The sequence below is a fragment of the Blautia sp. SC05B48 genome (genome assembly GCF_005848555.1).
In the GTDB taxonomy this organism is placed as follows: domain Bacteria; phylum Bacillota; class Clostridia; order Lachnospirales; family Lachnospiraceae; genus Blautia_A.
Genome location: NZ_CP040518.1, coordinates 2,381,588 through 2,403,189 on the forward strand (window position 1 = coordinate 2,381,588; position 21,602 = coordinate 2,403,189).

Genomic DNA, 21,602 nt, shown 5'->3' on the forward strand with positions numbered 1-21,602 from the left:
CAAGCTTCAGTTGAACAGAACCGTAAGCCATTGAAAGGACAGGTAAGTAAGAAGCATGACAGGACTTACGAACGAAGAAGTTCAGGAAAGAATTGCGCAGGGCCAGGTAAATAATAACGAAAACCCCAACACCAGGACATATAAGCAGATCATTCTGGAGAATACGTTGACATTCTTCAATTTTCTGAACCTGGTGCTGCTGGTTCTCGTACTGCTGGTTGGTTCCTACAAAAACTCCATGTTTGTAGGAATCATTTTTATTAATACCGTGATCGGGATCATTCAGGAGGTCCGTGCTAAGAAGACGATTGACAAGCTGGCCATCCTGACAGAATCCAAGACGGTTGTTCTGCGTGAAGGAAAAAAATGGAAAATTTCTACAGAGAAGCTGGTTGTCGATGATCTGATATTTCTGAAGGCCGGAGAACAGGTTCCGGCAGATGCGAAGATCCTGGAGGGAAGCCTTGAGGTCAATGAATCCCTGCTTACCGGTGAGGCAGACAATCTTCCGAAGAATCCGGGAGATGAGCTTTTTTCTGGAAGTTTTGTGACGGCGGGACAGGCCTGCTGCCAGATCATCCATGTGGGAAGTGACAACTATGCGTCAAGGATCACCAGCGAGGCCAAGGAATTCAAACGCCATAGTTCAGAGCTTAGAAATTCCCTGAATGCCATTCTGAAGGTGATCAGTATCATTATCGTACCAATGGGTGCGCTGCTTTTTTATAAACAGTATTATTTTGTGGGAGACAATATCCGGGATTCTGTTGTCAATATGGTTGCAGCGGTCCTGGGAATGATCCCGGAGGGGCTGGTCCTTCTTACCAGTGTGGCACTGACTCTGGGTGCGCTGAAGCTGGCCCAGAAGAAGACGCTGGTGCAGGAGCTGTACTGTATAGAAACTCTTGCACGCGTGGATACGCTCTGCCTGGATAAGACAGGAACTATCACAGAGGGTACCATGTGTGTGGAGGCGGTGGAGAGCTATCCGCCGGTGTATGATGAGATTTCAGAGAAAATATCCGGGAAAGATCCTGAATCCGGCGAAGGTGACGGCAATGGAACTGAGAGTTCTGCGACTTCTGCAGTTTCAGCAACAGATGCGATCGCAAAGGAGGATGGAAGCGCGAATCTCGTATTACAGGAAAAGTCAGAAGCTGACCCGGAGAAACATAGTCAGGAAGATCCGAAGAAGATCCGGGAGATCGAGCATATCATGGGAAATCTGCTTTCTGTGCTGAAGGATCAGAATGCCACTGCCGATGCACTCAGGGCAAGATTTAAAGTATCTCAGGATATGGAGCTGGATCATGTGATCCCGTTTTCTTCTGACAGGAAGTACAGCGGAGCTGCATTTACAGATACAGGTACTTATCTGATGGGGGCAGCGCAGTTTCTTTTTCCGGAAGGGAACCCGGAGTTGATGGAGTATTGTGGCAGATTTGCAGAGGAAGGTCTTCGTGTGCTGGTTCTTGCCCATAGTGTAAATGTGAGTGAGGGAGCGGAGCTTCCGGAGGGACTGGAACCTGTCGGACTTTTGCTTATTACCGATGTGATCCGTGCAGAGGCACCGGATACACTGGCATATTTCGAAAGTCAGGGTGTTGATCTGAAAGTGATCTCCGGTGATGATCCGGTGACGGTTTCTGCAATTGCCAGACGTGCAGGCCTTAAAAATGCAGAGCATTATATAGATGCGACAACGATCACAACCCAGGAACAGATGGACGAGGCAGTTGCAGAATATAGTGTGTTCGGACGTGTAACACCTCAGCAGAAGCAGGCAATGGTGAAGTCTTTACAGGCTCAGAAGCATACGGTTGCCATGACCGGTGATGGTGTCAATGATGTTCTGGCGCTTAAAGAGGCGGACTGCAGTATTGCCATGGCTGAGGGCAGTGATGCTGCCAAGAATATTGCCAATGTGGTATTGCTGGATTCTAATTTTGCAGCAATGCCGGAAATAGTGAATCAGGGACGCCGGGTTGTAAATAATATCCGTACTGCGGCATCTATGTTTCTGATCAAAACGATTTTTTCCGTGCTGTTGTCACTGATCACGATCTTCTTCGGGGATTCTTATCCCTTTGAGCCGATCCAAATGTCTTTGATCAGTGCCTGTGCTGTTGGTATTCCTACGTTCCTTCTGGCACAGGAGAATAATTATGAGAAGATCGACCATACATTTTTGCGTCATGTGTTTATGAATGCATTTCCGGCTGCTGTGACCATCACGGGCTGTGTGTTCAGTGTGATGCTGGTATGCCAGAATGTATACCATTCCAATGCCATGCTGAATACAGCCTGTGTGCTTGTAACAGGATGGAATTATATGGCGGCACTTAAGACGGTTTATGCGCCTTTGAATACCTATCGAAAGGTGATCATTTACAGTATGCAGGTGATCTTTTTCGGTGCGGCGGTGGTTCTGCAGAATCTTCTGACACTGGGATCTCTGGAATTCGGAATGATCATTCTGGTGTTCCTTTTGATGACATTTTCTCCGATCCTGATCGATGTGATCACGGCCTGGCTCAGAAATATTTACAGTCGTTCGCTGGATAGTGGGGAACAGGGGAAATTTGCCGCATTTATTGATAAGCTGAGAAAATAATAATATGAGAAATAAAAAAGGACACTGCCCGTTGAAAATGGCAGTGTCCTTTTTTGGAGAGAATAAACTGTGGAGAAGTTATCCGGTGCAGATCTGTGTAGAGAATGCAGATTGTGGATATCCGCCTGACGAAGTTATTATTTCGTGTGCATAAGCCAGATAAATCCGAAGGCCGGGATCTCTACAGCCTGTGCGTCTCTCTGAACTCCTGTGAGAAGATCTGTGTAAGTACCGTCCTGTTCGTTGATCCAGGCTACCTTATCCTGATCGCTGAAATTGTAGATGCAGATCAGCTTTTCTTCAGAAGTTTCTCTTACCAGGGCAAGGAGAGCCCTTTCCCATGTTTCCACCGTATGTGCAGGAACTTCAGGTGCAAATACCGGATGGCTGGCGCGGATGGATTCCAGCTGCTCAAGGCTGTTGAAAATGCGTCCCTGAATCGTTTCGGCATCGGCTCTGTTCCTGGCAAGTGCCCAGTTGAAACGTCCGTTGTGGAGCCAGCGGGGATCAGATGCTTTGGAAATGTCTGCTTTATAGGTGTAGTCATTCAGCTGTCCGACCTCGTCACCGCTTCGAAGTACCGGAATTCCGGGGAGGGAAAGAAGCAATGCATGAAGTGTTACGTCATAGCGGATTCCCCGGCTGACACCCTCCATATTTCCTTCATAATCAAAACGCTCAATTCCTGCAAGAGATGCGGTTGTTCCGCAGAGCTCAGATTCCTCGTTTTCCGGATTTACATAAATTTCACCCCGGGCAAAGGAATCAGGGAAAATACCTGCCAGGAATTCATTCAGATAATCTCTGTGAGGTCCTTCTGTGATAAAGCTTCCTTTCAGGAAATCATAGTCTAGGTTCCAACGTACAGTGTTGCGGTTACGGAGGTAATTCTGGAATACCGGTGCCTGCGGAAGGTCTGCAGCTCTGTCAATTCCCCGGCGGAGAAGGGCAGTGTCCTTTGTGGCAACGGTATGCCAGAGATCGGACATCAGCCGGGTGCTGTTTACAATGTGAAGTTCCGGCATATCGGAAGTTCCTCCGAATGCAGCAGCCTCTGCAGGTGGGCGGTCTGTTTCGCCAAGGAGAAGAATTCCGGGGCATACGATCTCACACACCATTCTGGTCATACGTAGCAGAGAGTGAAGCTTCCAGAGATTTTCTTCCGGCATCATCGGAAGGACACCAAGGCTGAATACAGAAGCACCCTCATTTGCAAGTTCCAGGATCTGAAGAAGCATTGCATTGAAATAAGCCGGAGTCTGGAGCACACACGGCGCACCGGACTGTGGGTCATCCACAGAAAGACTTAACGGGATCTCAAGAGCCAGGCGGATACCTGCTTTCCTACAGTTAGCTGCAAGTGTGTACAGATTTTCGGAGGTTCCGATCTCCGGGATAATGTAAAGGGAGCAATTGGAGGTTGCCTGGAAAAGATCTGTCAGGTACAGAGTGTCTGCTTTGCATTCGCTGATATAGTCCAGTTTATCAGATAGACCGGAAAGAGTATCTGCGAAGTCAGCAGGATTTACAGCCATTCCGGTGAAAGTAGTCTTACGGAACCAGTCAGGATCAGCAACGCAGGTCTGGTCAGCTTCCTTCATGGAAAGAGAGCGCTCACGGTAAATCTCTTTCATCTTTTTTGTGAGGCTTGAGAATGTGCCGGCAACTTCCGGATGATCGCGGAACAGTTCACAGTAGAGCCATTTCAGATCATTGTAGTAGTGTTTCAGACGTTTCTCGTAGAGGGCATCGTAAGCTGTGTCCTCCTTGGAAGTTTCGACTTTCAGAGGCTCGGTCTTGGAAGTAGTAACTTTCGCCGGCTCAGTCTTGGAAGTCTCGACCTTGATCGGTTCGGTCTTGGAAGTCTCGACCTTGATCGGTTCGGTTTTGGAAGTCTCAACCTTGATCGGTTCGGTCTTGGAAGTCTCGACCTTGATCGGTTCGGTTTTGGAAGTCTCAACCTTGATCGGTTCGGTCTTGGAAGTCTCAACCTTGATCGGCTCGGTCTTGGAAGTCTCGACCTTGATCGGTTCGGTTTTGGAGGTTTCGACTTTAAGCGTTTCCTTCTTTACGGTTTCAAGTTTTTTCACTTCGGCTTTAGCATTTTCAACAGATTTGGCAACACTGGAACTGGTGCCGGCAGCAGAGGTATTTTTTTTCAGCTGCTTTTCTTTTTTTGCCTGCATGGCAACTTTCTTTTTCTGGAGTCTTTTTGTTGACATATAGAGTTCCTCCTTAGATAAAATGATATTTTCGGTATAAAAATGTAAACTCTCTCACCGGAGAGAGAAACAGAGCTACAGCTTATGAAAAACAGGACGGCGGTTTTTAAATACAGTATAATAGGAAAAACCACATTCACGGAGAACATCAGCCGCCTTGTCAAAAGCATAGCCGATCTTATCCGGAGTATGGGCATCTGCACCGATGGTGATGATCTCACCGCCAAGCTCACGGTAACGTCGGATAATATTGACACATGGATTCGGTTCACCAAGCCCGTAGTGATAACCGCCTGTGTTCAGCTCGATTCCCACATTTTTGCGGATCAATGTCCGCAGGATCTCGTCCAGGATCTCCTTATATCTTCCATAAGAATACTGACGGTTCTGATTTGGACCATAACGTACTACATAGTCGATATGTCCGTACACATCCATCTCGTCAAAAGCAGCGATATTTTCTAGGATGGATTCAAAATATTCCATGTAGCATGCGGATTCCTTACGGCCCTCAAAATAAGAAGGATAATAAGGATCGTATCCGTGCACCACATGGGAGGAACCAATAACGAAATCAAAGGGAACTTCTTTCAGAAGATCGGAAAAAGATTCTGCAAGCTGAGGCTGAAGTCCAAGCTCGATCCCGAAGTTAACCTGGATCTGGTCTTTAAAAGCATCCGCAAGACTCTCAAGTTTCTGGCGGTATACAGGGATGTTCAGGGAAAAATCAAGATTTTCCGGAGTATCGGGATAATCCGGATCAAAATGTTCAGTAAAACAGATTCCCGTGAGACACTGGTCTGCGGCAGTCTGGATCATTTCTTCCATCGGTGTATCGGAATCTGCGGAAAAAGAGGAGTGCATATGGCAGTCCCATAAAATTTTCTGGTCCATTTTGTACCTCCATATTCAAGCCTTTATATTCTGTGACAATGATCGTATCTGCCTGTTATGAATCCGGGAAAGTCAAACTCCCAGCGGGAATATAGATATCCGTTTTGGGAATCAGCAGGACAGAACTTTCTATCAAAGAATTATAGCACATTTTTCAGAAATTTTCTTAATATTTATTTTAATGTTCTTTTTTATAAATAGCTCTTGAATTTTTGTTTGGAATTAGGTACAATATGAAACAGGTTGATGTTTCTTTAACAAAGGAACGATTTAATCACCATTCAATTCATAGGAGGAATTTATCATGGCAGTAAAAGTTGCAATTAATGGTTTTGGACGTATCGGTCGTCTTGCATTCCGTCAGATGTTTGGAGCAGAGGGATTCGAGGTTGTAGCAATCAATGACCTTACATCTCCTAAAATGCTTGCTCACTTATTAAAATATGATTCTACACAGGGAAGATATGCTCTTGCTGATACAGTTAAAGCAGGAGAGGATTCCATCACAGTAGACGGAAAAGAGATCAAAATCTATGCTAAGGCTAACGCTGCAGAGCTTCCATGGGGAGAGATCGGTGTAGACGTAGTTCTTGAGTGCACAGGTTTCTACACATCTAAAGATAAAGCTCAGGCTCATATCGATGCAGGTGCTAAGCACGTAGTTATTTCCGCTCCGGCTGGAAACGACCTTAAGACAATCGTTTACAACGTAAACCATCAGGGTCTTACAAACGAGGACAAGATCATCTCCGCAGCTTCCTGTACAACAAACTGCCTTGCACCAATGGCTAAGGCTCTTAACGATCTTGCACCGATCAAATCCGGTATCATGTGCACAATCCACGCTTACACAGGCGATCAGATGACACTTGACGGACCGCAGAGAAAAGGCGATCTGAGAAGATCCCGTGCAGCTGCAGTTAATATCGTTCCGAACAGCACAGGTGCTGCTAAAGCTATCGGACTTGTTATCCCAGAGCTTAACGGCAAACTTATCGGTTCTGCACAGCGTGTTCCTACCCCAACAGGTTCTACAACAATCCTTACAGCAGTAGTTGAAGGAAATGTTACAAAAGAGCAGATCAACGCAGCTATGAAAGCAGCTTCTAACGAGTCCTTCGGATACAACGAGGATGAGATCGTATCCAGCGATATCGTTGGTATGAGATTTGGTTCCCTCTTCGATGCTACTCAGACAATGGTACTTCCACTTGAGAATGGCACAACAGAGGTTCAGGTAGTTTCCTGGTATGACAACGAGAACTCCTACACAAGCCAGATGGTTCGTACAATCAAGCACTTCGGAAGCCTTCTGAACGCTTAATTTTCAGCGAACGAGTGTAGAAGAATAGACTCAGAAAGGGTCCGGTCTGAAGAGGACCGGGCCCTTTTTTTCCAAAAGATCAAACAAAAGAATATCTGAGGAAATGACTGTTGACAGAGCGGACAACAATACCGCTCGCCCTTATTGATCTGCTTCCGGCAGAAATAAAAGTTAAGGAGATATAGAAATGCTGAACAAAAAAAGTGTTGATGATATCAATGTAAAAGGACAGAGAGTACTTGTAAGATGTGACTTTAACGTTCCGCTTCAGGATGGAAAGATCACAGACGAGAATCGTCTTGTGGCTGCTCTTCCTACAATCAAGAAACTGATCGCAGACGGCGGAAAGGTTATCCTCTGCTCCCACCTCGGAAAACCGAAGGGAGAGCCGAAACCGGAGCTTTCTCTTGCACCTGTAGCTGTTCGTCTTTCTGAGCTTCTTGGACAGGAAGTGAAATTTGCAGCAGATCCTGAGGTAGTAGGACCAAACGCAAAAGCTGCTGTTGCTGAGATGAAAGATGGCGATGTAATTCTTCTTGAGAATACACGTTACCGTGCAGAAGAGACAAAGAACGAAGATAAGTTCAGCGAAGACCTTGCTTCTCTTTGCGATGTATTCGTAAACGATGCATTCGGAACCGCTCACAGAGCTCACTGCTCCAACGTAGGTGTTACCAAATATGTTAAGACAGCAGTTGTAGGATATCTGATGCAGAAAGAGATCGATTTCCTCGGAAACGCTGTAAATAATCCAGAGAGACCATTCGTTGCAATTCTTGGCGGTGCTAAGGTTTCCAGCAAGATCTCTGTAATCAACAACCTTCTTGATAAGGTAGATACACTGATCATCGGTGGTGGTATGTCCTATACATTCTCCAAAGCTATGGGCGGACATATCGGAAAATCTCTCTGCGAGGATGACTATCTTCAGTATGCACTTGACATGATGAAGAAAGCAGAGGAGAAAGGCGTTAAGCTTCTTCTTCCTGTAGATAACAGAATCGGTGATGACTTCTCCAACGACTGCAACATCCAGATCGTTAAACGTGGTGAAATTCCGGACGGATGGGAAGGAATGGACATCGGAACAGAGACAGAGAAGATTTTTGCAGATGCTGTTAAAGATGCTAAGACAGTTGTATGGAACGGACCGATGGGATGCTTCGAGATGCCGAACTTCGCACATGGTACAGAGGCAGTTGCCAAAGCTCTTGCAGAGACAGACGCAACAACGATCATCGGTGGCGGTGATTCCGCAGCAGCTGTAAATATCCTTGGATATGGCGACAAGATGACACACATCTCCACAGGTGGCGGTGCGTCTCTTGAGTTCCTTGAGGGAAAAGAGCTTCCGGGTGTAGCAGCAGCTAACGATAAAGACTGATAAAAAATAAAGTGTTCCAAGAACACAAAAAAGGAGATAAAACCATGGCAAGAAAGAAAATCATTGCTGGAAACTGGAAAATGAACATGACACCAAGCGAGGCTGTAAAGCTCGTTGAGACTTTAAAACCGCTTGTTGTTAACGACGAAGTTGACGTAGTATTCTGCGTACCGGCTATCGACATCATCCCTGTTGTTGAGGCAGCTAAAGGAACAAACATCCAGGTTGGTGCTGAGAACATGTACTTTGAGGAGAAAGGTGCTTACACAGGTGAGATCGCTCCGGCTATGCTCGTAGATGCAGGCGTTAAGTATGTAGTACTTGGACATTCCGAGAGAAGAGAGTATTTCGGTGAGACAAACGAAGACGTTAACAAAAAAATGCTCAAAGCTTTCGAGCATGGCATCACACCGATCATGTGCTGCGGTGAGACACTTACTCAGAGAGAGCAGGGCGTGACTATGGACTTCATCCGTCAGCAGGTTAAGGTTGGATTCCAGGGTGTTACAGCTGATCAGGCTAAGACAGCAGTTATCGCTTACGAGCCGATCTGGGCTATCGGAACAGGTAAGACAGCTACAACAGAGCAGGCTCAGGAGGTTTGCGCTGATATCCGTAAATGCATCGCTGAGATCTATGATGATGCTACAGCAGCAGAGATCCGTATCCAGTACGGCGGATCTGTAAACGCTGCAACAGCTCCTGACTTATTCGCTCAGGCTGACATCGACGGCGGTCTTGTAGGCGGTGCTTCCCTGAAACCAGATTTCGGAAAGATCGTAAACTACAAATAAGATCCACTTAAAAAGGGGCTTCGGCCCCTTTTTTTATATCTTCTTATAGAAAAAACCAGAAAAACTCTCCCTGACACGGATAGCACAGCCAACAAAAAGCTGCATCTGATCACAGTCAGAGAGAGTTTTTCTTATCTTCAGAGTAAGGATTGTTTTTCACTGAAGCTTTTTCTGTATGTTCGTTCCTTTCGTCAGGCTCGGGAACATGTTCCACAATGTCCTCGATCTCGCAGTGGAGAATGGAACACAACCTGTCTATGGTATAAATTTCAACATTTTTATTTTTTCGAAGTCTGTCCAGAAGTGAACGGGTGATCTGGTAATGTTCATAAAGATCATACTGAGTGATCCCACGCTCCTTCATCGTGACCCAAAATCTGTCATATTTTATCATATATATATCCTGTCCGATTCATCCTTGAATTAATCTTATTATGAAGGTAAAATTGGAATCACAACAGTGTCCTTATATCGACACTACAGAAAGGAGAAGCAATGAGGAAGTTTTTTAAAATCTTAATTTCAGTGGTGATCACACTGTATTTTTCAGCTACCATGTTCTACTGCTTTGTGGCAGGAACACCGGATGGTGGAAAAGGGGCAGTGATCTATATGATGTCAGCAGCAGGCCTGTCGATACTGTTTCCGGCTTTTACCTGCGGCTGCATTCATTACATCCTTTATCTCAGAAAAAAAATGGATGAAAGGCGCAAATGATCAGGATTTATGGTATGATAACAATAAATATCTGGCAGGGTATGTCGTTTCAGAAAACGGTTATCTGATAACGGCAGAAACGCATCAGATGGCTGTGCTGTGATGCAGCCGTTACGTATTATAATAGAAAGAAAGCCTGCAGCTGTGCGTAAGACGCTTATATGATCATTTGTGGAGGATTTTATGGGGAATATTCTGGATTATCTTGACTGGAGAGGAGATATTACCTTTGAGCAGTCACCCTTTAATGAAGTTGACAATCTGATACTGGCGTGTTTTTCCTATCTTGATCTGGATGAGATGGCAGAAGTAAAAAACGGAAATACTCTTTCTGTAGAAGAACTCTTTGCGGCTTTTTCCAGACGGGAAATAAAGAAGGATATGAAAGCAGAAAGTGCATTTCTGCAGAATACACCGGTGCTCCTTGAAAAAATGGCCTGTGCGGAGAGGTTCCGGAAATGTACAGTAGGAGGCTTTGTCAATGAAATCCTTTCCCGTCAGGCTCAGCAGTTTGCGGCAGTGACTATAGGACTGGATGATGGAACCACATATATTTCATTTCGTGGAACCGATGATACCATTGTGGGGTGGAAGGAGGATTTTAATTTAAGCAACGGAGTTGTTCCTTCGCACAGAAAAGCGTTGGAATATCTGGAAACGCATGGAACTTATATACAGTCCATGCTTCGGATCGGCGGTCATTCCAAAGGAGGAAATCTGGCTATGTATACAGCGATGCAGTGCAGTGACATCCTGCAGGAAAAGATTCTTTCTGTCTATGATAATGATGGTCCGGGTTTTCCGGAAGGATTTTTCAGTCACGGAAGAGTGGAAAGGGTTTTGCCAAAAGTCACTCGTATCATTCCCGAGGCATCTGTGATCGGGATGCTGCTCAGCCACCAGAAAGATCCGCTGATCGTAGCCAGTACACAGAAGGGAATCCTGCAGCATGACGCTTTTACCTGGGAGGTAATGGGGCCATCCTTTATAGAGAAAGAAAGTTTGACAAGAAGAGCTGCGGCGTCAGATCGAAGTCTTCACAAATGGATCGACCATATGGATGAAAAGCAGAGAGAGCATCTCATCGGGGAACTTTTTTCTGTGCTGGAAGCAACCGGAGCAGATACCATTTCCCAAATCCAGGAAGGCGGTCTGAAAAGTCTGGCTGCCATGGTGCGCCAGCTGGATAAACTGGAACCACAGTCAAAAGCTATGGTGCAGGAGCTGATCACCGGACTTTTTGGCAGCTGGCTGGAATTGCTTCCTCTGCCGGAACTTGACAAAAAGCGTTTTCTGCCATAACATAGGAGTTACTCTGATAAAATTGGAAAAAACGGAAAGGGGACATCAGAAAATGAACGAAAAAGTCGTAAATGCGGCCCTTCTTGGTCTCGGAACAGTAGGGACCGGTGTATATAAAGTGATCAAAAGCCAGGAGCAGGAAATGACAGCTAAGCTTGGATGCCAGGTAAAGATCACAAAGATCCTGGTGCGTAACCTTGGGAAAGCATCCGGGAAGGTAGATGATCCTTCTGTTCTTACAACGGACTGGGCAGATATTGAGGGAGATCCTTCCATTGATATTGTGATCGAGCTGATCGGTGGGATCGAGCCGGCACGTACTTATATCCTTGCAGCACTGAAAGCCGGCAAGAACGTTGTAACTGCAAATAAGGATCTGATCGCAGTCCACGGAAAAGAGATCCTGGAAACTGCCAGGGCAGCACAGAAGGATTTTCTGTTTGAGGCAGCAGTTGCCGGAGGAATCCCGATCATCAGCCCGTTGAAGAACAGTCTTGAGGCCAACCATGTAACGGAAGTTATGGGGATCGTAAACGGAACTACGAACTTTATCCTTACCAAGATGTCCCAGGAAGGAATGGAATTTTCAGATGCACTTGCGCTTGCTACAGAGCTTGGATATGCAGAGGCAGATCCTACCGCAGATATCGAAGGAATTGATGCAGGAAGAAAGGTTGCCATCCTTGCATCAGTTGCCTTTAATTCCAGAGTTACCCTTGATAATGTTCATATAGAAGGAATCACAAAGATCACAGCAAAGGATATCCGTTACGCAAAAGAAATGGGCTGTGAGATCAAGCTTCTGGGTGTTGCACGCTGTCAGGAGGACGGCGTTGAGGCCTATGTCTGCCCGATGCTGATTCCGGCAGAGCATCCCCTTGCATCCGTCAATGATTCTTATAATGCGGTTTTTGTACACGGAGATGCAGTAGGAGATACCATGTTCTATGGACGTGGAGCAGGTGAGCTTCCTACAGCAAGTGCGGTTGCCGGTGATGTATTTGAGGTAGTTCGTAATATGAAGGCAGATTGCTGCGGAAGAGTAGGCTGCACCTGCTATAAGACACTTCCGGTAAAAGATATGGCAGATACCCATAACCGCTATTTTCTCCGCCTGCAGGTAGAGGACCGCTGCGGTGTGCTGGCTGAGATCCTGGAGCATTTTGCAAAATATCAGGCAAGCGTGGCACAGATCATGCAGAAAGAAAGCAAGAGACCGGATACTGCAGAGGTTGTTGTGATCACTAAACTTGTAAGTGAGGGCGCTTTCTTTAAGGTTAAGGAAGAGCTGGAAAATAGCGCATCTGTAAGAAAGATTTCTTCTATGATCCGTGTATACCAGAAATAATATCTTTCGCGTAAATTTACAGATCAGCCGCATCAGTTGTCAGGAAATTGGAAACAGACAAATTTTTGTCAAAGAAAACGTTGCAAAATTTCTGGATTTTGGTACTATATAAAATGGAAAACAAAAGAATCCTGAATGGTACAGAGAGTTTCAGAATCATTGAAGAGCTGTGCCGGACAGATTTTCGATCAAAGATAAGAAGGGGAAAATTATGAGCAAAAAACCAACAGTTTTAATGATCCTTGATGGATACGGACTCAATGACAGACATGACGGAAATGCTGTATATGAGGCAAAAACACCGGTTATGGACGGACTTATGAAAGATTATCCGTTTGTAAAAGGCAATGCCAGCGGTCTTGCGGTAGGTCTTCCGGACGGACAGATGGGTAACTCCGAGGTTGGTCATATGAACATGGGCGCAGGCCGTATCGTATACCAGGAGCTTACAAGAATCACAAAAGAGATCCAGGACGGCGATTTCTTCAAGAATGAGGCACTTCTTACTGCTATGAAGAACGCAAAAGACAATGATTCCGCGATCCATTTTATGGGACTTCTTTCTGACGGTGGCGTACACAGCCACAATACACATCTCTATGGACTTCTTGAGATGGCAAAGAGAGAGGGACTCAAGAAAGTTTACGTACACTGCTTCCTGGATGGACGTGACACACCGCCTGCATCCGGTAAAGAGTTTGTAGAGCAGCTGGAAGCCAAAATGAAAGAGATCGGCGTTGGTGAGATCGGTGTGATCTCCGGACGTTATTATGCAATGGATCGTGATAACCGCTGGAATCGTGTTGAGCTTGCATATAAAGCTCTTACACAGGGCGAAGGCGTAAAGGGAACAGATGCTGCAGCAGCAGTTCAGGCTTCCTATGATGCTGACAAGACAGATGAATTTGTGCTTCCGACTGTTATCGAGAAAGACGGCAAACCGGTTGCAACTATTTCCGATAAGGATTCCGTTGTATTCTTCAACTTCCGTCCGGACCGTGCAAGAGAGATCACAAGAGCTTTCTGTGATGACGATTTTAAGGGCTTTGAGAGAGCAAAGAGACTGGATACCACATTCGTATGCTTCACAGAGTATGATGATACCATCCAGAATAAGCTGGTAGCATTCCACAAGGTTCTTCTTCACAATACCTTCGGTGAGTACCTTGCAGCTCACGATATGACACAGGCACGTATCGCCGAGACAGAGAAATATGCACATGTTACATTCTTCTTCAACGGTGGTGTTGAGGAGCCAAACAAAGGAGAGGACAGAATCCTTGTAAAATCCCCGAAGGTTCCGACCTACGATATGCAGCCGGAGATGAGCGCACCGGAGGTTTGTGAAAAGCTTGTAGAGGCGATTAAGTCTGACAAGTATGATGTGATCATCATCAACTTTGCTAACCCGGATATGGTTGGCCATACAGGTGTTGAGGCAGCTGCGATCAAGGCTGTTGAGACTGTTGATGCGTGTGTCGGTAAGGCTGTAGAGGCGATCAAAGAGGTTGACGGACAGCTCTTTATCTGCGCTGACCATGGTAACGCAGAGCAGCTTGTAAACTATGAAACAGGTGAGCCATGGACAGCTCATACAACTAACCCGGTACCGTTTATCCTTGTAAACGCAGATTCGAAATACACACTTCGTGAGAACGGATGTCTTGCAGATATCGTTCCGACTCTGATCCAGCTTATGGGTATGGAGCAGCCGAAGGAAATGACAGGAGAGTCTCTTCTTGTTGAGAAATAAATAAGTTTCACGTGTAAAGGGCAAACTTCATTATCCTGAAAAAGGTAAAAATGATTAGCGTCCAGCTGAAAAAATTAAACCTTGAGATATGGGAATTTTACTCATATCCCAAGGTTTTTTAATTTTCCCACATAGTAAAAACCCCGAAAACACGGTGATTTTCAAATAAAATATTGATTTTATTTAGTTTCCCGATTGCTGAAATCAGCAAAGGGAGCAGATTTGAGAAAAATGAATAAGGATAATTTGAATTGTCCTTTCGAGGATAGTCAACTTTTTCAAAAACATAGAGAAATTTCCCAAGTTCATTTTTGGGAAGCTCAAAATCCTTGAAAAATGGCACTTTTCTACAAATCCATTTCCCGAAAACAACTCCCAAATTCATTTTTGGGACTCCAAATCTTACTTTTGGGAAAATTTTTGGGAACTAAGTAAAATCGGGAAAGGTGGGAGAAAATGCGGAAAAAATCATTCAAAGGACGTTGCGAAAAACGTATGCTTTCCAAGTGCAGCAGCATATGTCGTACTTATGATCCAATCCAAACTAGCTATGCGGAAATCCTTGAAAACGATCCCGACATAGTAGAAATTCAATGTAATGTCATTTTGGAAGATTTAGAAGACGGAGTGTACATGTCTGACTTCCTATGTACAAAAACCAATAACGAAAAAATGGTAAGAGAGTGTGTGCAAAGAAAACACTTAATGAAGCCATTAACAGTGAAATTACTGGATATATCAAGAGACTATTGGTTAGAACAGGGTATTGAGGATTGGGGGTTAGTAATCAATGAAGAATAATTGCCTTTTAAGAAACGACAACAACATCATAAGAATACTGGATCAGCAGCCAGATAAAAAACTGATAATTGACTGCATAAAACAGACAATGCCAAAATGGGTAAAAACCGAAAACATCAGCTCATTTTTGCTTTGTACAGAACAAGAATTACTCAGTATCACAAATAAAAATATCAAATCTATGGAATCGTTTGATGCGGATAGTCGAAAATTCATTCATGCGCATTTTTCTTTGATTGCCGGAATTCTGCCATTCATTGCAGATAACGCAAAGAGAAATCAGATGATTGAGAATATTTCTGAAGAAATGCATGTAAGCAAACAAACGATACGTCATTATTTATGTCTGTATTTAATATACCAGGACATATCTGTATTAGCACCCAAACAGAAAAAAGAAAAAGAGCTTTCCAAAGATGAGAAAAACATGAGGTGGGCACTTAACAAATTCTTCTATACTAGAAATAAAAATAGCTTACAGACAGCATATACCCTAATGCTGAAGCAGAAGTATTGTGAGGCGAATGGAGAACTGCTGCCAGAATATCCGACCTTCAATCAATTCAGATATTTTTACAGAAAAACAAAAAGTATGCAGACCTATTATATTTCAAGGGATGGGCTGAAAAGCTATCAAAGGAACAACCGCCCATTAACCGGCGATGGTGTACAGCAGTTTGCGCCGAATGTCGGAGTGGGTATGTTGGATGCAACCATTTGTGACATTTATCTTGTGGATGATGCCGGAAATCTTGTAGGAAGACCAGTGTTTACAACTTGCATAGATGCTTATAGCAGCTTGTGTTGCGGTTATTCATTGACATGGGAAGGTGGCATGTACAGTTTAAGAAATCTGATGATAAATGTTGTCACAGACAAGGTGGAATGGTGCAAAAAACATGGAATCATCATAGATAAAAACGAGTGGAATAATAGCCAACTTCCGGGTGTATTGGTTACGGATATGGGATCGGAATATAAATCAGAGAACTTTGAACAATTGGCAGAGTTGGGAGTTACAATAACGAATCTTCCACCATACCGACCAGAATTAAAAGGATCAGTGGAGAAATTCTTTGATTTGGTGCAAGGATATTATAAAAAGCATCTCAAAGGAAAAGGCGTTATAAACCCGGATTTCAGGGAAAGAGGATCGCACGATTATAGAAAAGATGCATGTTTGACTATAAAAGATTTTGAGCGTGTAATATTGCGTTGCATCATCTTTTACAATTCCAAACGTATTATAGAGAATTTCCCATATACAGATCAGATGATTGAAGAAAATATATTGCCGTATGCGAATCGTATATTTGAATGGGGGAAAAATCAACCTGGTGCAAATATGATTTCCGTTAAAAAGAACGAGGTTATTTATTCTCTGCTGCCTAGAACAATCGGTAAGTTTACCAGGTACGGTCTGAAGGTCAATAAAATGAGATATCATTGTGAAGGATATACAGAAGAATATTTGAGCGGTGGCGAAATCAATGTAGCATATAATCCTGATGATGTAACAACAGTGTGGGCATTGATTGGCGGTCAGTATGTGACGTTTGACCTTGTAGAAAGGCGATATAACGGCAAAAATATAGAAGAAGCACAAATACTCAGGGGCAGTCAGAAAACGCTTATATCGGGCGAAAATAGAAAGAGTACGCAAGCCCAGATTGACCTTGCACGCTATATAGAAACCATTGCAAATAATGTGTGCTATAAGTCAGACGTAAAAGTGAAGGATGTTCGCCAAACACGAAAATATGAGACACAGAGAGCGCATATAAACTTTGTAAAGGACGGTGAATAAGATGAGAAAAATTGAAGATATCACAGACAATTTACCGCCGATGTTATCGGGAAAAGAGCTAATATCCGCTTTAAGTGTTCTGCCAGAGTATAATCCAGAGATTGTAAATGCAAGTGCAGCAGAGCGGTTAATGGCACTATCTGATATATATAGAATCTATGTTCCGTCAAAGATGTCGCAGGAAATATACAGTAAATTGTACCTTGCTTTAATACGATCACTGCAGAAAAAATGCACAAGTGCCGTTATGCAACAGCAAAGAGAAAATTTCAAGGCAATGCAGCATAAATCCTATAACGGTGGGATTATCGGCGGTTCAGATTCATTTTCGATTATTGGAAGTTCCGGGATAGGGAAAAGTGCATCTGTTTTCCGGGCGATTCAGGTAACGACAGATAGCGAAGTAATAGAAACGGAAAATCCATATGCAAAGATTATTCCTGTTTTGGTCGTGCAAACTCCGTTTGATGCATCCACAAAAGGGTTAATGCTGGAAATTTTGAGAAGAGTTGATGAGATTCTGGGATCGAAATACTATGAAAACGCACATAGAAAGAAATCAACAACAGATACTTTGATTGGTTGTGTGAGCCAGATTGCGTTGAATAATATCGGTTTATTGATACTTGATGAAATACAGAATGTATGCAATTCAAAAAATGGAAGAAATTTGGTTGGAAGTATTACACAGTTAGTCAATAATTCCGGCATTAGTATTTGTTTTGTCGGCACGCCGGAATGTAAAGAGTTCTTTTCTAAGGCGATGCATCTTGCTAGAAGAACAATGGGGCTGCAATATGGCTCTATGGAATATGGAATAGAGTTTATTGCATTCTGTAAGATAATCTTTCAGTATCAGTACATGGAAAGACATGTAGAAATCACAGATAAGATTATTGAATGGCTGTATGAACATTCAAACGGCAATGTATCTATGGTGGTAGCGATTTTGCATGATGCACAGGAAATCGGCATTCTTGCAAGTGAGAAAGAGTTGACATTGGATTTATTGGAAAAGGCATATAACAATCGTATGGAGCTACTGCATGATTATGTAGAATTCGCAACGATACAGAAGCCTCAGAAAACAACCAGAAAGAAAAAGAATAAGCAACAATCAAACGGCGATTTCTCCGTAAACAATAACATCAAAATCGCAGATCTTGTTAAAGAAGCAAAAGAGAGTGGAGCAGATATAGTTGAACTGCTAAAGAAAAATTTGACAGTTGTGGAGGTGTCCGTATGATCTTATATTTGCCGGAAATATATGAAGACGAAACAATGTTCAGTTATCTTTCAAGGGCATATGAAAAAGGCGGTTATATATCACAGATTCAGGCGTTGGGAGAATTTCTAAAAATCCGAATGAGAGAAGACTGGAATTTGTATTTTGCAATAATCTGTCTACAGAGATTATTGATTATCTGACAAAAAATTGTAAGTGGGAAACCTTTTTACGGAATCATACGTTGTGTAATTATTATGGGCGATACTTAAAAATTGCAAAAAGAAGGGAAGCAATGCAAGCACTTACGCTTCTAAAGGGGAATTATGTTAATTTATTTTCGATTACCCCTATTCGGGACAGAACGGAATATTTGAAGTATTGTCCGATGTGTGTCAAGGAGCATAGAGAAAAATATGGAGAGACATACTGGAATCGGATTCATCAAGTGCCGGAAATCAAAGTATGTCCAAAACATAAATGCAGATTACTTAATAGTACGGTTATATATGATAGGCATAAAGTGTCTGGTTTTGTAACGGCTGAATCTGAAATCACAAATTTAGAATCAGAGAAAGGAACAGAATTAGAATCAAAACTTGCAGAGTATATTGAGGCAATGGTTCGCACACCTGTAAAAATATATGCTAATTTGCAGCCGGGCGAATTTCTTGTGTCGCAAATGAATAATACGCCGTATTTATCGAATAGAGGGCAAGTTATAAATATAACGATTCTATATGAAAAGATGATGGAATTTTATGAAAGTCTGGATAACGGGATTTCTATGAAGTGGCAGATTTCAAAGGTGTTACATGGAGAGAGAATAAATCCGTATGAGATAATTCAAATAGGAGTATTTCTGGGCATTCCGGTAAAAGAGCTAATGGAATGCAGATTGCCATTTAAAAAGCCGGAAGAGGATTTTGACGATAGAGTTATTGAAATGCTTCGTAGTGATATAAGCGCATATCAAATATCAAGAGATTTAGGGGTGTCTAATGCACTTATCAATTTAATTAGGAGCAAACACGGAGTTCCGAATTATAAAGATGATAGATATGTCACAAACAAACGGAACAACAAAGAACAGAAAGTAACTGAATTAAGAAAAATATGGATCAAGACAATGGCACAATATCCAGGATATACATATACACAAATATGTAATATGTCAGAATACAAATCAGAGTTACACTGGTTGAGAAGGAATGATTATGAATGGACGGAGAGATTTTATCCGAAAGCAAAAGAGAGTCGGGTAAAAATCGAACGGATTAAAAAATTGGATAATGAGTATTATCCCAAAATGGAAACTATCATTTCTGAATATAGGGAAAAGGATGGAGAGATGCCAAAGCGGATCACGTTAGGAGCAATAAATAGGGCAGCAGGGTTGAATAATCGGGATTTATATAACATGAAAAAATGCAGAAAAATAGTTGAAAAGTATGAAGAAACTCAAGAAGGATTTTGGGCGAGAAAAATATTCTGGGCAATTTCTATTATTGAAAAAGAGGGAAAGGCGTTGACTTGGAATCATATACATAAAAAAACACATATAAGTGCATCAAATTTTCAAGCTCATGATAAATATTTCAGAGAAAAATTAGGTGATGAAGTTATTGACGCAATCAGTCCGAGGTAGAGAAATATTTTAAAAAGTATCAAAACAGAAGAGAATCATAGTATAGCTTCTGTTATCCTGTGCTATAATAAAACAATAGTTACCAGCACGACAAAGAATTTTGCCAAATGGCATAGGAGGGATTGGATGAAAGCACATAAAGTTCCAGCAACATATTTTTCTTCATGGAAAACGCCGGGAACAAAACACAGTTTTTATGTTTTTTATAAATCTGATGTAAATAAAAAAGGAAATAGTAAAAGTTACAAAGATGTTGATAACATAACTCAGGAGCACGCCTACTTTATGGAAGAAGATTTCTATTATTTAGATATAAAAAAAGTTCCTGGATTATTGTATAAACTATCAGATGAAATCAATGATTTTTTGCAAGAGCGAGATTATAAGATCGAATGCCCGGATTTTCTGGCAGAAGATAAGGAAGCAGAGGCAGAGTACCCAATTATTGAAATAAAAAATTATGATGACCTTATGCGTTGTTGGAGAGATATAGATAAATGGATGATTAAAGATACGGATGGTAAAGCTATTGAAAATGATATGTTTTCAAGGGACTTACATGATTATCTATTTGAAAAAATTGGGATAATTGTTGAAGAAACGTATTTTGCAAATAATTTAGAACCCAAATGGAATAACATCAAGAAAGAAATAGAAAAACAAAGAAAATTAGGTGATGATTTTTGCTTAAGTAATAAAGCGGATTTCCTAGAATTTTTTGTTATTCAATATCTTAGAGTGAATGATTTTATGACGGATGATATTGAACCTGTAGTAAACATGTTTAAAGAGGTATTTTCTTCTATGGGGTTTGAGAATCCTGAATTAGAGGAAATGAAAGAAGATGGGTTGTTAGCGTCGGAATCCTTTTTTTATGGAACATTATTGGATGTTGCAAGGGGAGAGAAACAACGACTTCAGAAGTATATAGATTCGATAGAACAAAATTATGTTATGGATTTGCTTAAAGCAGAAGACGGCGTTTCTTTTATAACATCTACATCACCGTGTGTAGTTATGAAAATGATTGGAAAGTTTAAAGTTGAAATGGTTTTTCCAGTATCGCCAAAATATTGTATTCGATTTATCGGAAAGTCCAGTGTGAATAATAGAAGTGGAAAATTTTTTGAAGCTACATCGGATGAGGTTAAATGTATAAATCGAAAAATTATTTCTGAATCAAAAAATATTGTCATAAGTGAATCAGAAAATATATCTGATAGAATCTAAAGCGAGAACATTTTTAGGTGGTTTAAGCGTCTAAGTGATAAGGGCTGAATTTGACTAAGTTAATAAAGGTAAAAATAAGGCTGCAGATTTTGTTCTACAGCCTTATTAAAGTGAAGTATAATCATTGACTTACATGTGAGTTTGTAACGGAGATAAGAACATTCAACTCTTTTTGTAATCTGTGTTGCAGTAAAATTTCGGCACTTTTTGATAAAGTGGGTTGTTTCATTAGCTGGTCGGCAGCAGCTTGTGCGTTAGTACCATAGATAATCGTTTCACCGAAATTCGGACTGGGGATTTTTATAACATCCTCTTCAGCTTTTATTGCAATTTGCTCTAATTTATTGTTTCGTTCTTCACTGGCAGGAAAGTACACCTTCCGATTGTGAGGAATGAATTCTACGGAATATCCTAAAAGTTCTGCAATTTCGACTACCTCTGAAAATTTTATTGTTTCTCTGGCAAGTTTATTTGTTATGTTTTGGGCTGTAGTAGGAGTATCTGGGTGGTTTGTATTCATCTTTTCCACAACCTCTTTT

18 protein-coding genes are annotated in these 21,602 nt (G+C 42.3%); 13 read left to right on the plus strand and 5 right to left on the minus strand.

From position 1 onward, the window contains the following. Positions 1-55: 55 nt before the first annotated feature. A complete protein-coding gene (locus EYS05_RS10990) occupies positions 56-2,614 on the plus strand; it encodes an HAD-IC family P-type ATPase (protein ID WP_138277163.1) in 2,559 nt (852 codons plus the stop codon). A 137-nt stretch (positions 2,615-2,751) separates the two neighbouring features. On the opposite strand, the gene EYS05_RS10995 is transcribed toward EYS05_RS10990, so the two are convergent. Both EYS05_RS10995 and EYS05_RS11000 read right to left on the minus strand, forming a co-directional pair. Then, positions 2,752-4,836 carry a hypothetical protein gene (locus tag EYS05_RS10995; protein WP_138277164.1) on the minus strand — a complete coding sequence of 695 codons (2,085 nt, stop codon included), beginning with the start codon at positions 4,834-4,836 and terminating at the stop codon, positions 2,752-2,754. Between the two features lie 75 nt (positions 4,837-4,911). Next, positions 4,912-5,730: a histidinol-phosphatase HisJ family protein gene (locus tag EYS05_RS11000; protein WP_138277165.1), complete on the minus strand. Its 819-nt coding sequence runs from the start codon at positions 5,728-5,730 to the stop codon at positions 4,912-4,914. A 304-nt stretch (positions 5,731-6,034) separates the two neighbouring features. Here EYS05_RS11000 and gap point away from each other — a divergent pair, with 304 nt between their 5' ends. The 3 genes from gap to tpiA all read left to right on the plus strand — a co-directional run bounded on the left by gap (position 6,035) and on the right by tpiA (position 9,232). Further along, positions 6,035-7,054: a type I glyceraldehyde-3-phosphate dehydrogenase gene (gap, locus tag EYS05_RS11005; protein WP_118513051.1), complete on the plus strand. Its 1,020-nt coding sequence runs from the start codon at positions 6,035-6,037 to the stop codon at positions 7,052-7,054. A gap of 187 nt (positions 7,055-7,241) precedes the next feature. Continuing rightward, positions 7,242-8,438, plus strand: coding sequence for a phosphoglycerate kinase (locus EYS05_RS11010; RefSeq protein WP_118513052.1), 1,197 nt, complete (start codon positions 7,242-7,244; stop codon positions 8,436-8,438). Between the two features lie 44 nt (positions 8,439-8,482). After that, a complete protein-coding gene (tpiA, locus tag EYS05_RS11015) occupies positions 8,483-9,232 on the plus strand; it encodes a triose-phosphate isomerase (protein WP_015527001.1) in 750 nt (249 codons plus the stop codon). A 115-nt stretch (positions 9,233-9,347) separates the two neighbouring features. Here the strand turns inward: tpiA and EYS05_RS11020 are convergent, their stop codons facing one another. Then, complete coding sequence (locus EYS05_RS11020; protein ID WP_118608583.1) at positions 9,348-9,626, minus strand: helix-turn-helix domain-containing protein; 279 nt, start codon at positions 9,624-9,626, stop codon at positions 9,348-9,350. Positions 9,627-9,727: 101 nt separating this feature from the next. On the opposite strand from EYS05_RS11020, the gene EYS05_RS11025 reads away from it, so the two are divergent. The 4 genes from EYS05_RS11025 to gpmI all read left to right on the plus strand — a co-directional run bounded on the left by EYS05_RS11025 (position 9,728) and on the right by gpmI (position 14,352). Beyond that, positions 9,728-9,949: a hypothetical protein gene (locus EYS05_RS11025; RefSeq protein ID WP_118608582.1), complete on the plus strand. Its 222-nt coding sequence runs from the start codon at positions 9,728-9,730 to the stop codon at positions 9,947-9,949. A gap of 183 nt (positions 9,950-10,132) precedes the next feature. Then, complete coding sequence (locus tag EYS05_RS11030) at positions 10,133-11,251, plus strand: Mbeg1-like protein (protein WP_138277166.1); 1,119 nt, start codon at positions 10,133-10,135, stop codon at positions 11,249-11,251. 52 nt (positions 11,252-11,303) lie between these two features. After that, positions 11,304-12,599 (plus strand): homoserine dehydrogenase, encoded by a 1,296-nt coding sequence (locus EYS05_RS11035; RefSeq protein ID WP_138277167.1) that lies wholly within the window; start codon positions 11,304-11,306, stop codon positions 12,597-12,599. Between the two features lie 211 nt (positions 12,600-12,810). Continuing rightward, positions 12,811-14,352 (plus strand): 2,3-bisphosphoglycerate-independent phosphoglycerate mutase, encoded by a 1,542-nt coding sequence (gene gpmI / locus EYS05_RS11040; protein WP_138277168.1) that lies wholly within the window; start codon positions 12,811-12,813, stop codon positions 14,350-14,352. A gap of 118 nt (positions 14,353-14,470) precedes the next feature. On the opposite strand, the gene EYS05_RS11045 is transcribed toward gpmI, so the two are convergent. Further along, complete coding sequence (locus tag EYS05_RS11045; RefSeq protein ID WP_138277169.1) at positions 14,471-14,737, minus strand: hypothetical protein; 267 nt, start codon at positions 14,735-14,737, stop codon at positions 14,471-14,473. A gap of 71 nt (positions 14,738-14,808) precedes the next feature. Between EYS05_RS11045 and EYS05_RS11050 the strand changes: the two genes are divergently transcribed. The 5 genes from EYS05_RS11050 (at position 14,809) to EYS05_RS11070 (ending at position 21,063) form a co-directional block, all read left to right on the plus strand. Next, positions 14,809-15,153 (plus strand): TnsA endonuclease N-terminal domain-containing protein, encoded by a 345-nt coding sequence (locus EYS05_RS11050; RefSeq protein WP_138277170.1) that lies wholly within the window; start codon positions 14,809-14,811, stop codon positions 15,151-15,153. Then, positions 15,143-16,960: a Mu transposase C-terminal domain-containing protein gene (locus tag EYS05_RS11055; RefSeq protein WP_138277171.1), complete on the plus strand. Its 1,818-nt coding sequence runs from the start codon at positions 15,143-15,145 to the stop codon at positions 16,958-16,960. The genes EYS05_RS11050 and EYS05_RS11055 overlap by 11 nt, the downstream gene beginning before the upstream one ends. Before the next feature lies 1 nt (position 16,961). After that, positions 16,962-18,206: a TniB family NTP-binding protein gene (locus EYS05_RS11060; protein WP_138277172.1), complete on the plus strand. Its 1,245-nt coding sequence runs from the start codon at positions 16,962-16,964 to the stop codon at positions 18,204-18,206. 223 nt (positions 18,207-18,429) lie between these two features. Next, complete coding sequence (locus EYS05_RS11065) at positions 18,430-19,833, plus strand: TnsD family Tn7-like transposition protein (protein WP_334295808.1); 1,404 nt, start codon at positions 18,430-18,432, stop codon at positions 19,831-19,833. A gap of 126 nt (positions 19,834-19,959) precedes the next feature. Next, positions 19,960-21,063, plus strand: a complete 1,104-nt coding sequence (locus tag EYS05_RS11070) for a DUF4238 domain-containing protein (protein WP_138277174.1) — start codon at positions 19,960-19,962, stop codon at positions 21,061-21,063. A 121-nt stretch (positions 21,064-21,184) separates the two neighbouring features. On the opposite strand, the gene EYS05_RS11075 is transcribed toward EYS05_RS11070, so the two are convergent. After that, positions 21,185-21,583, minus strand: a complete 399-nt coding sequence (locus EYS05_RS11075) for a hypothetical protein (protein WP_158293329.1) — start codon at positions 21,581-21,583, stop codon at positions 21,185-21,187. Positions 21,584-21,602 lie beyond the last annotated feature (19 nt).

Excerpts from the sequence above, each read along its gene's own strand:
- EYS05_RS10990 (WP_138277163.1), top strand. The coding sequence starts at position 56 with ATGACAGGACTTACGAACGAAGAAGTTCAGGAAAGAATTGCGCAGGGC.
- EYS05_RS10995 (WP_138277164.1), bottom strand. The coding sequence starts at position 4,836 with ATGTCAACAAAAAGACTCCAGAAAAAGAAAGTTGCCATGCAGGCAAAA.
- EYS05_RS11000 (WP_138277165.1), bottom strand. The coding sequence starts at position 5,730 with ATGGACCAGAAAATTTTATGGGACTGCCATATGCACTCCTCTTTTTCC.
- gap (WP_118513051.1), top strand. The coding sequence starts at position 6,035 with ATGGCAGTAAAAGTTGCAATTAATGGTTTTGGACGTATCGGTCGTCTT.
- EYS05_RS11010 (WP_118513052.1), top strand. The coding sequence starts at position 7,242 with ATGCTGAACAAAAAAAGTGTTGATGATATCAATGTAAAAGGACAGAGA.
- tpiA (WP_015527001.1), top strand. The coding sequence starts at position 8,483 with ATGGCAAGAAAGAAAATCATTGCTGGAAACTGGAAAATGAACATGACA.
- EYS05_RS11020 (WP_118608583.1), bottom strand. The coding sequence starts at position 9,626 with ATGATAAAATATGACAGATTTTGGGTCACGATGAAGGAGCGTGGGATC.
- EYS05_RS11025 (WP_118608582.1), top strand. The coding sequence starts at position 9,728 with ATGAGGAAGTTTTTTAAAATCTTAATTTCAGTGGTGATCACACTGTAT.
- EYS05_RS11030 (WP_138277166.1), top strand. The coding sequence starts at position 10,133 with ATGGGGAATATTCTGGATTATCTTGACTGGAGAGGAGATATTACCTTT.
- EYS05_RS11035 (WP_138277167.1), top strand. The coding sequence starts at position 11,304 with ATGAACGAAAAAGTCGTAAATGCGGCCCTTCTTGGTCTCGGAACAGTA.
- gpmI (WP_138277168.1), top strand. The coding sequence starts at position 12,811 with ATGAGCAAAAAACCAACAGTTTTAATGATCCTTGATGGATACGGACTC.
- EYS05_RS11045 (WP_138277169.1), bottom strand. The coding sequence starts at position 14,737 with ATGAATTTGGGAGTTGTTTTCGGGAAATGGATTTGTAGAAAAGTGCCA.
- EYS05_RS11050 (WP_138277170.1), top strand. The coding sequence starts at position 14,809 with ATGCGGAAAAAATCATTCAAAGGACGTTGCGAAAAACGTATGCTTTCC.
- EYS05_RS11055 (WP_138277171.1), top strand. The coding sequence starts at position 15,143 with ATGAAGAATAATTGCCTTTTAAGAAACGACAACAACATCATAAGAATA.
- EYS05_RS11060 (WP_138277172.1), top strand. The coding sequence starts at position 16,962 with ATGAGAAAAATTGAAGATATCACAGACAATTTACCGCCGATGTTATCG.
- EYS05_RS11070 (WP_138277174.1), top strand. The coding sequence starts at position 19,960 with ATGAAAGCACATAAAGTTCCAGCAACATATTTTTCTTCATGGAAAACG.
- EYS05_RS11075 (WP_158293329.1), bottom strand. The coding sequence starts at position 21,583 with ATGAATACAAACCACCCAGATACTCCTACTACAGCCCAAAACATAACA.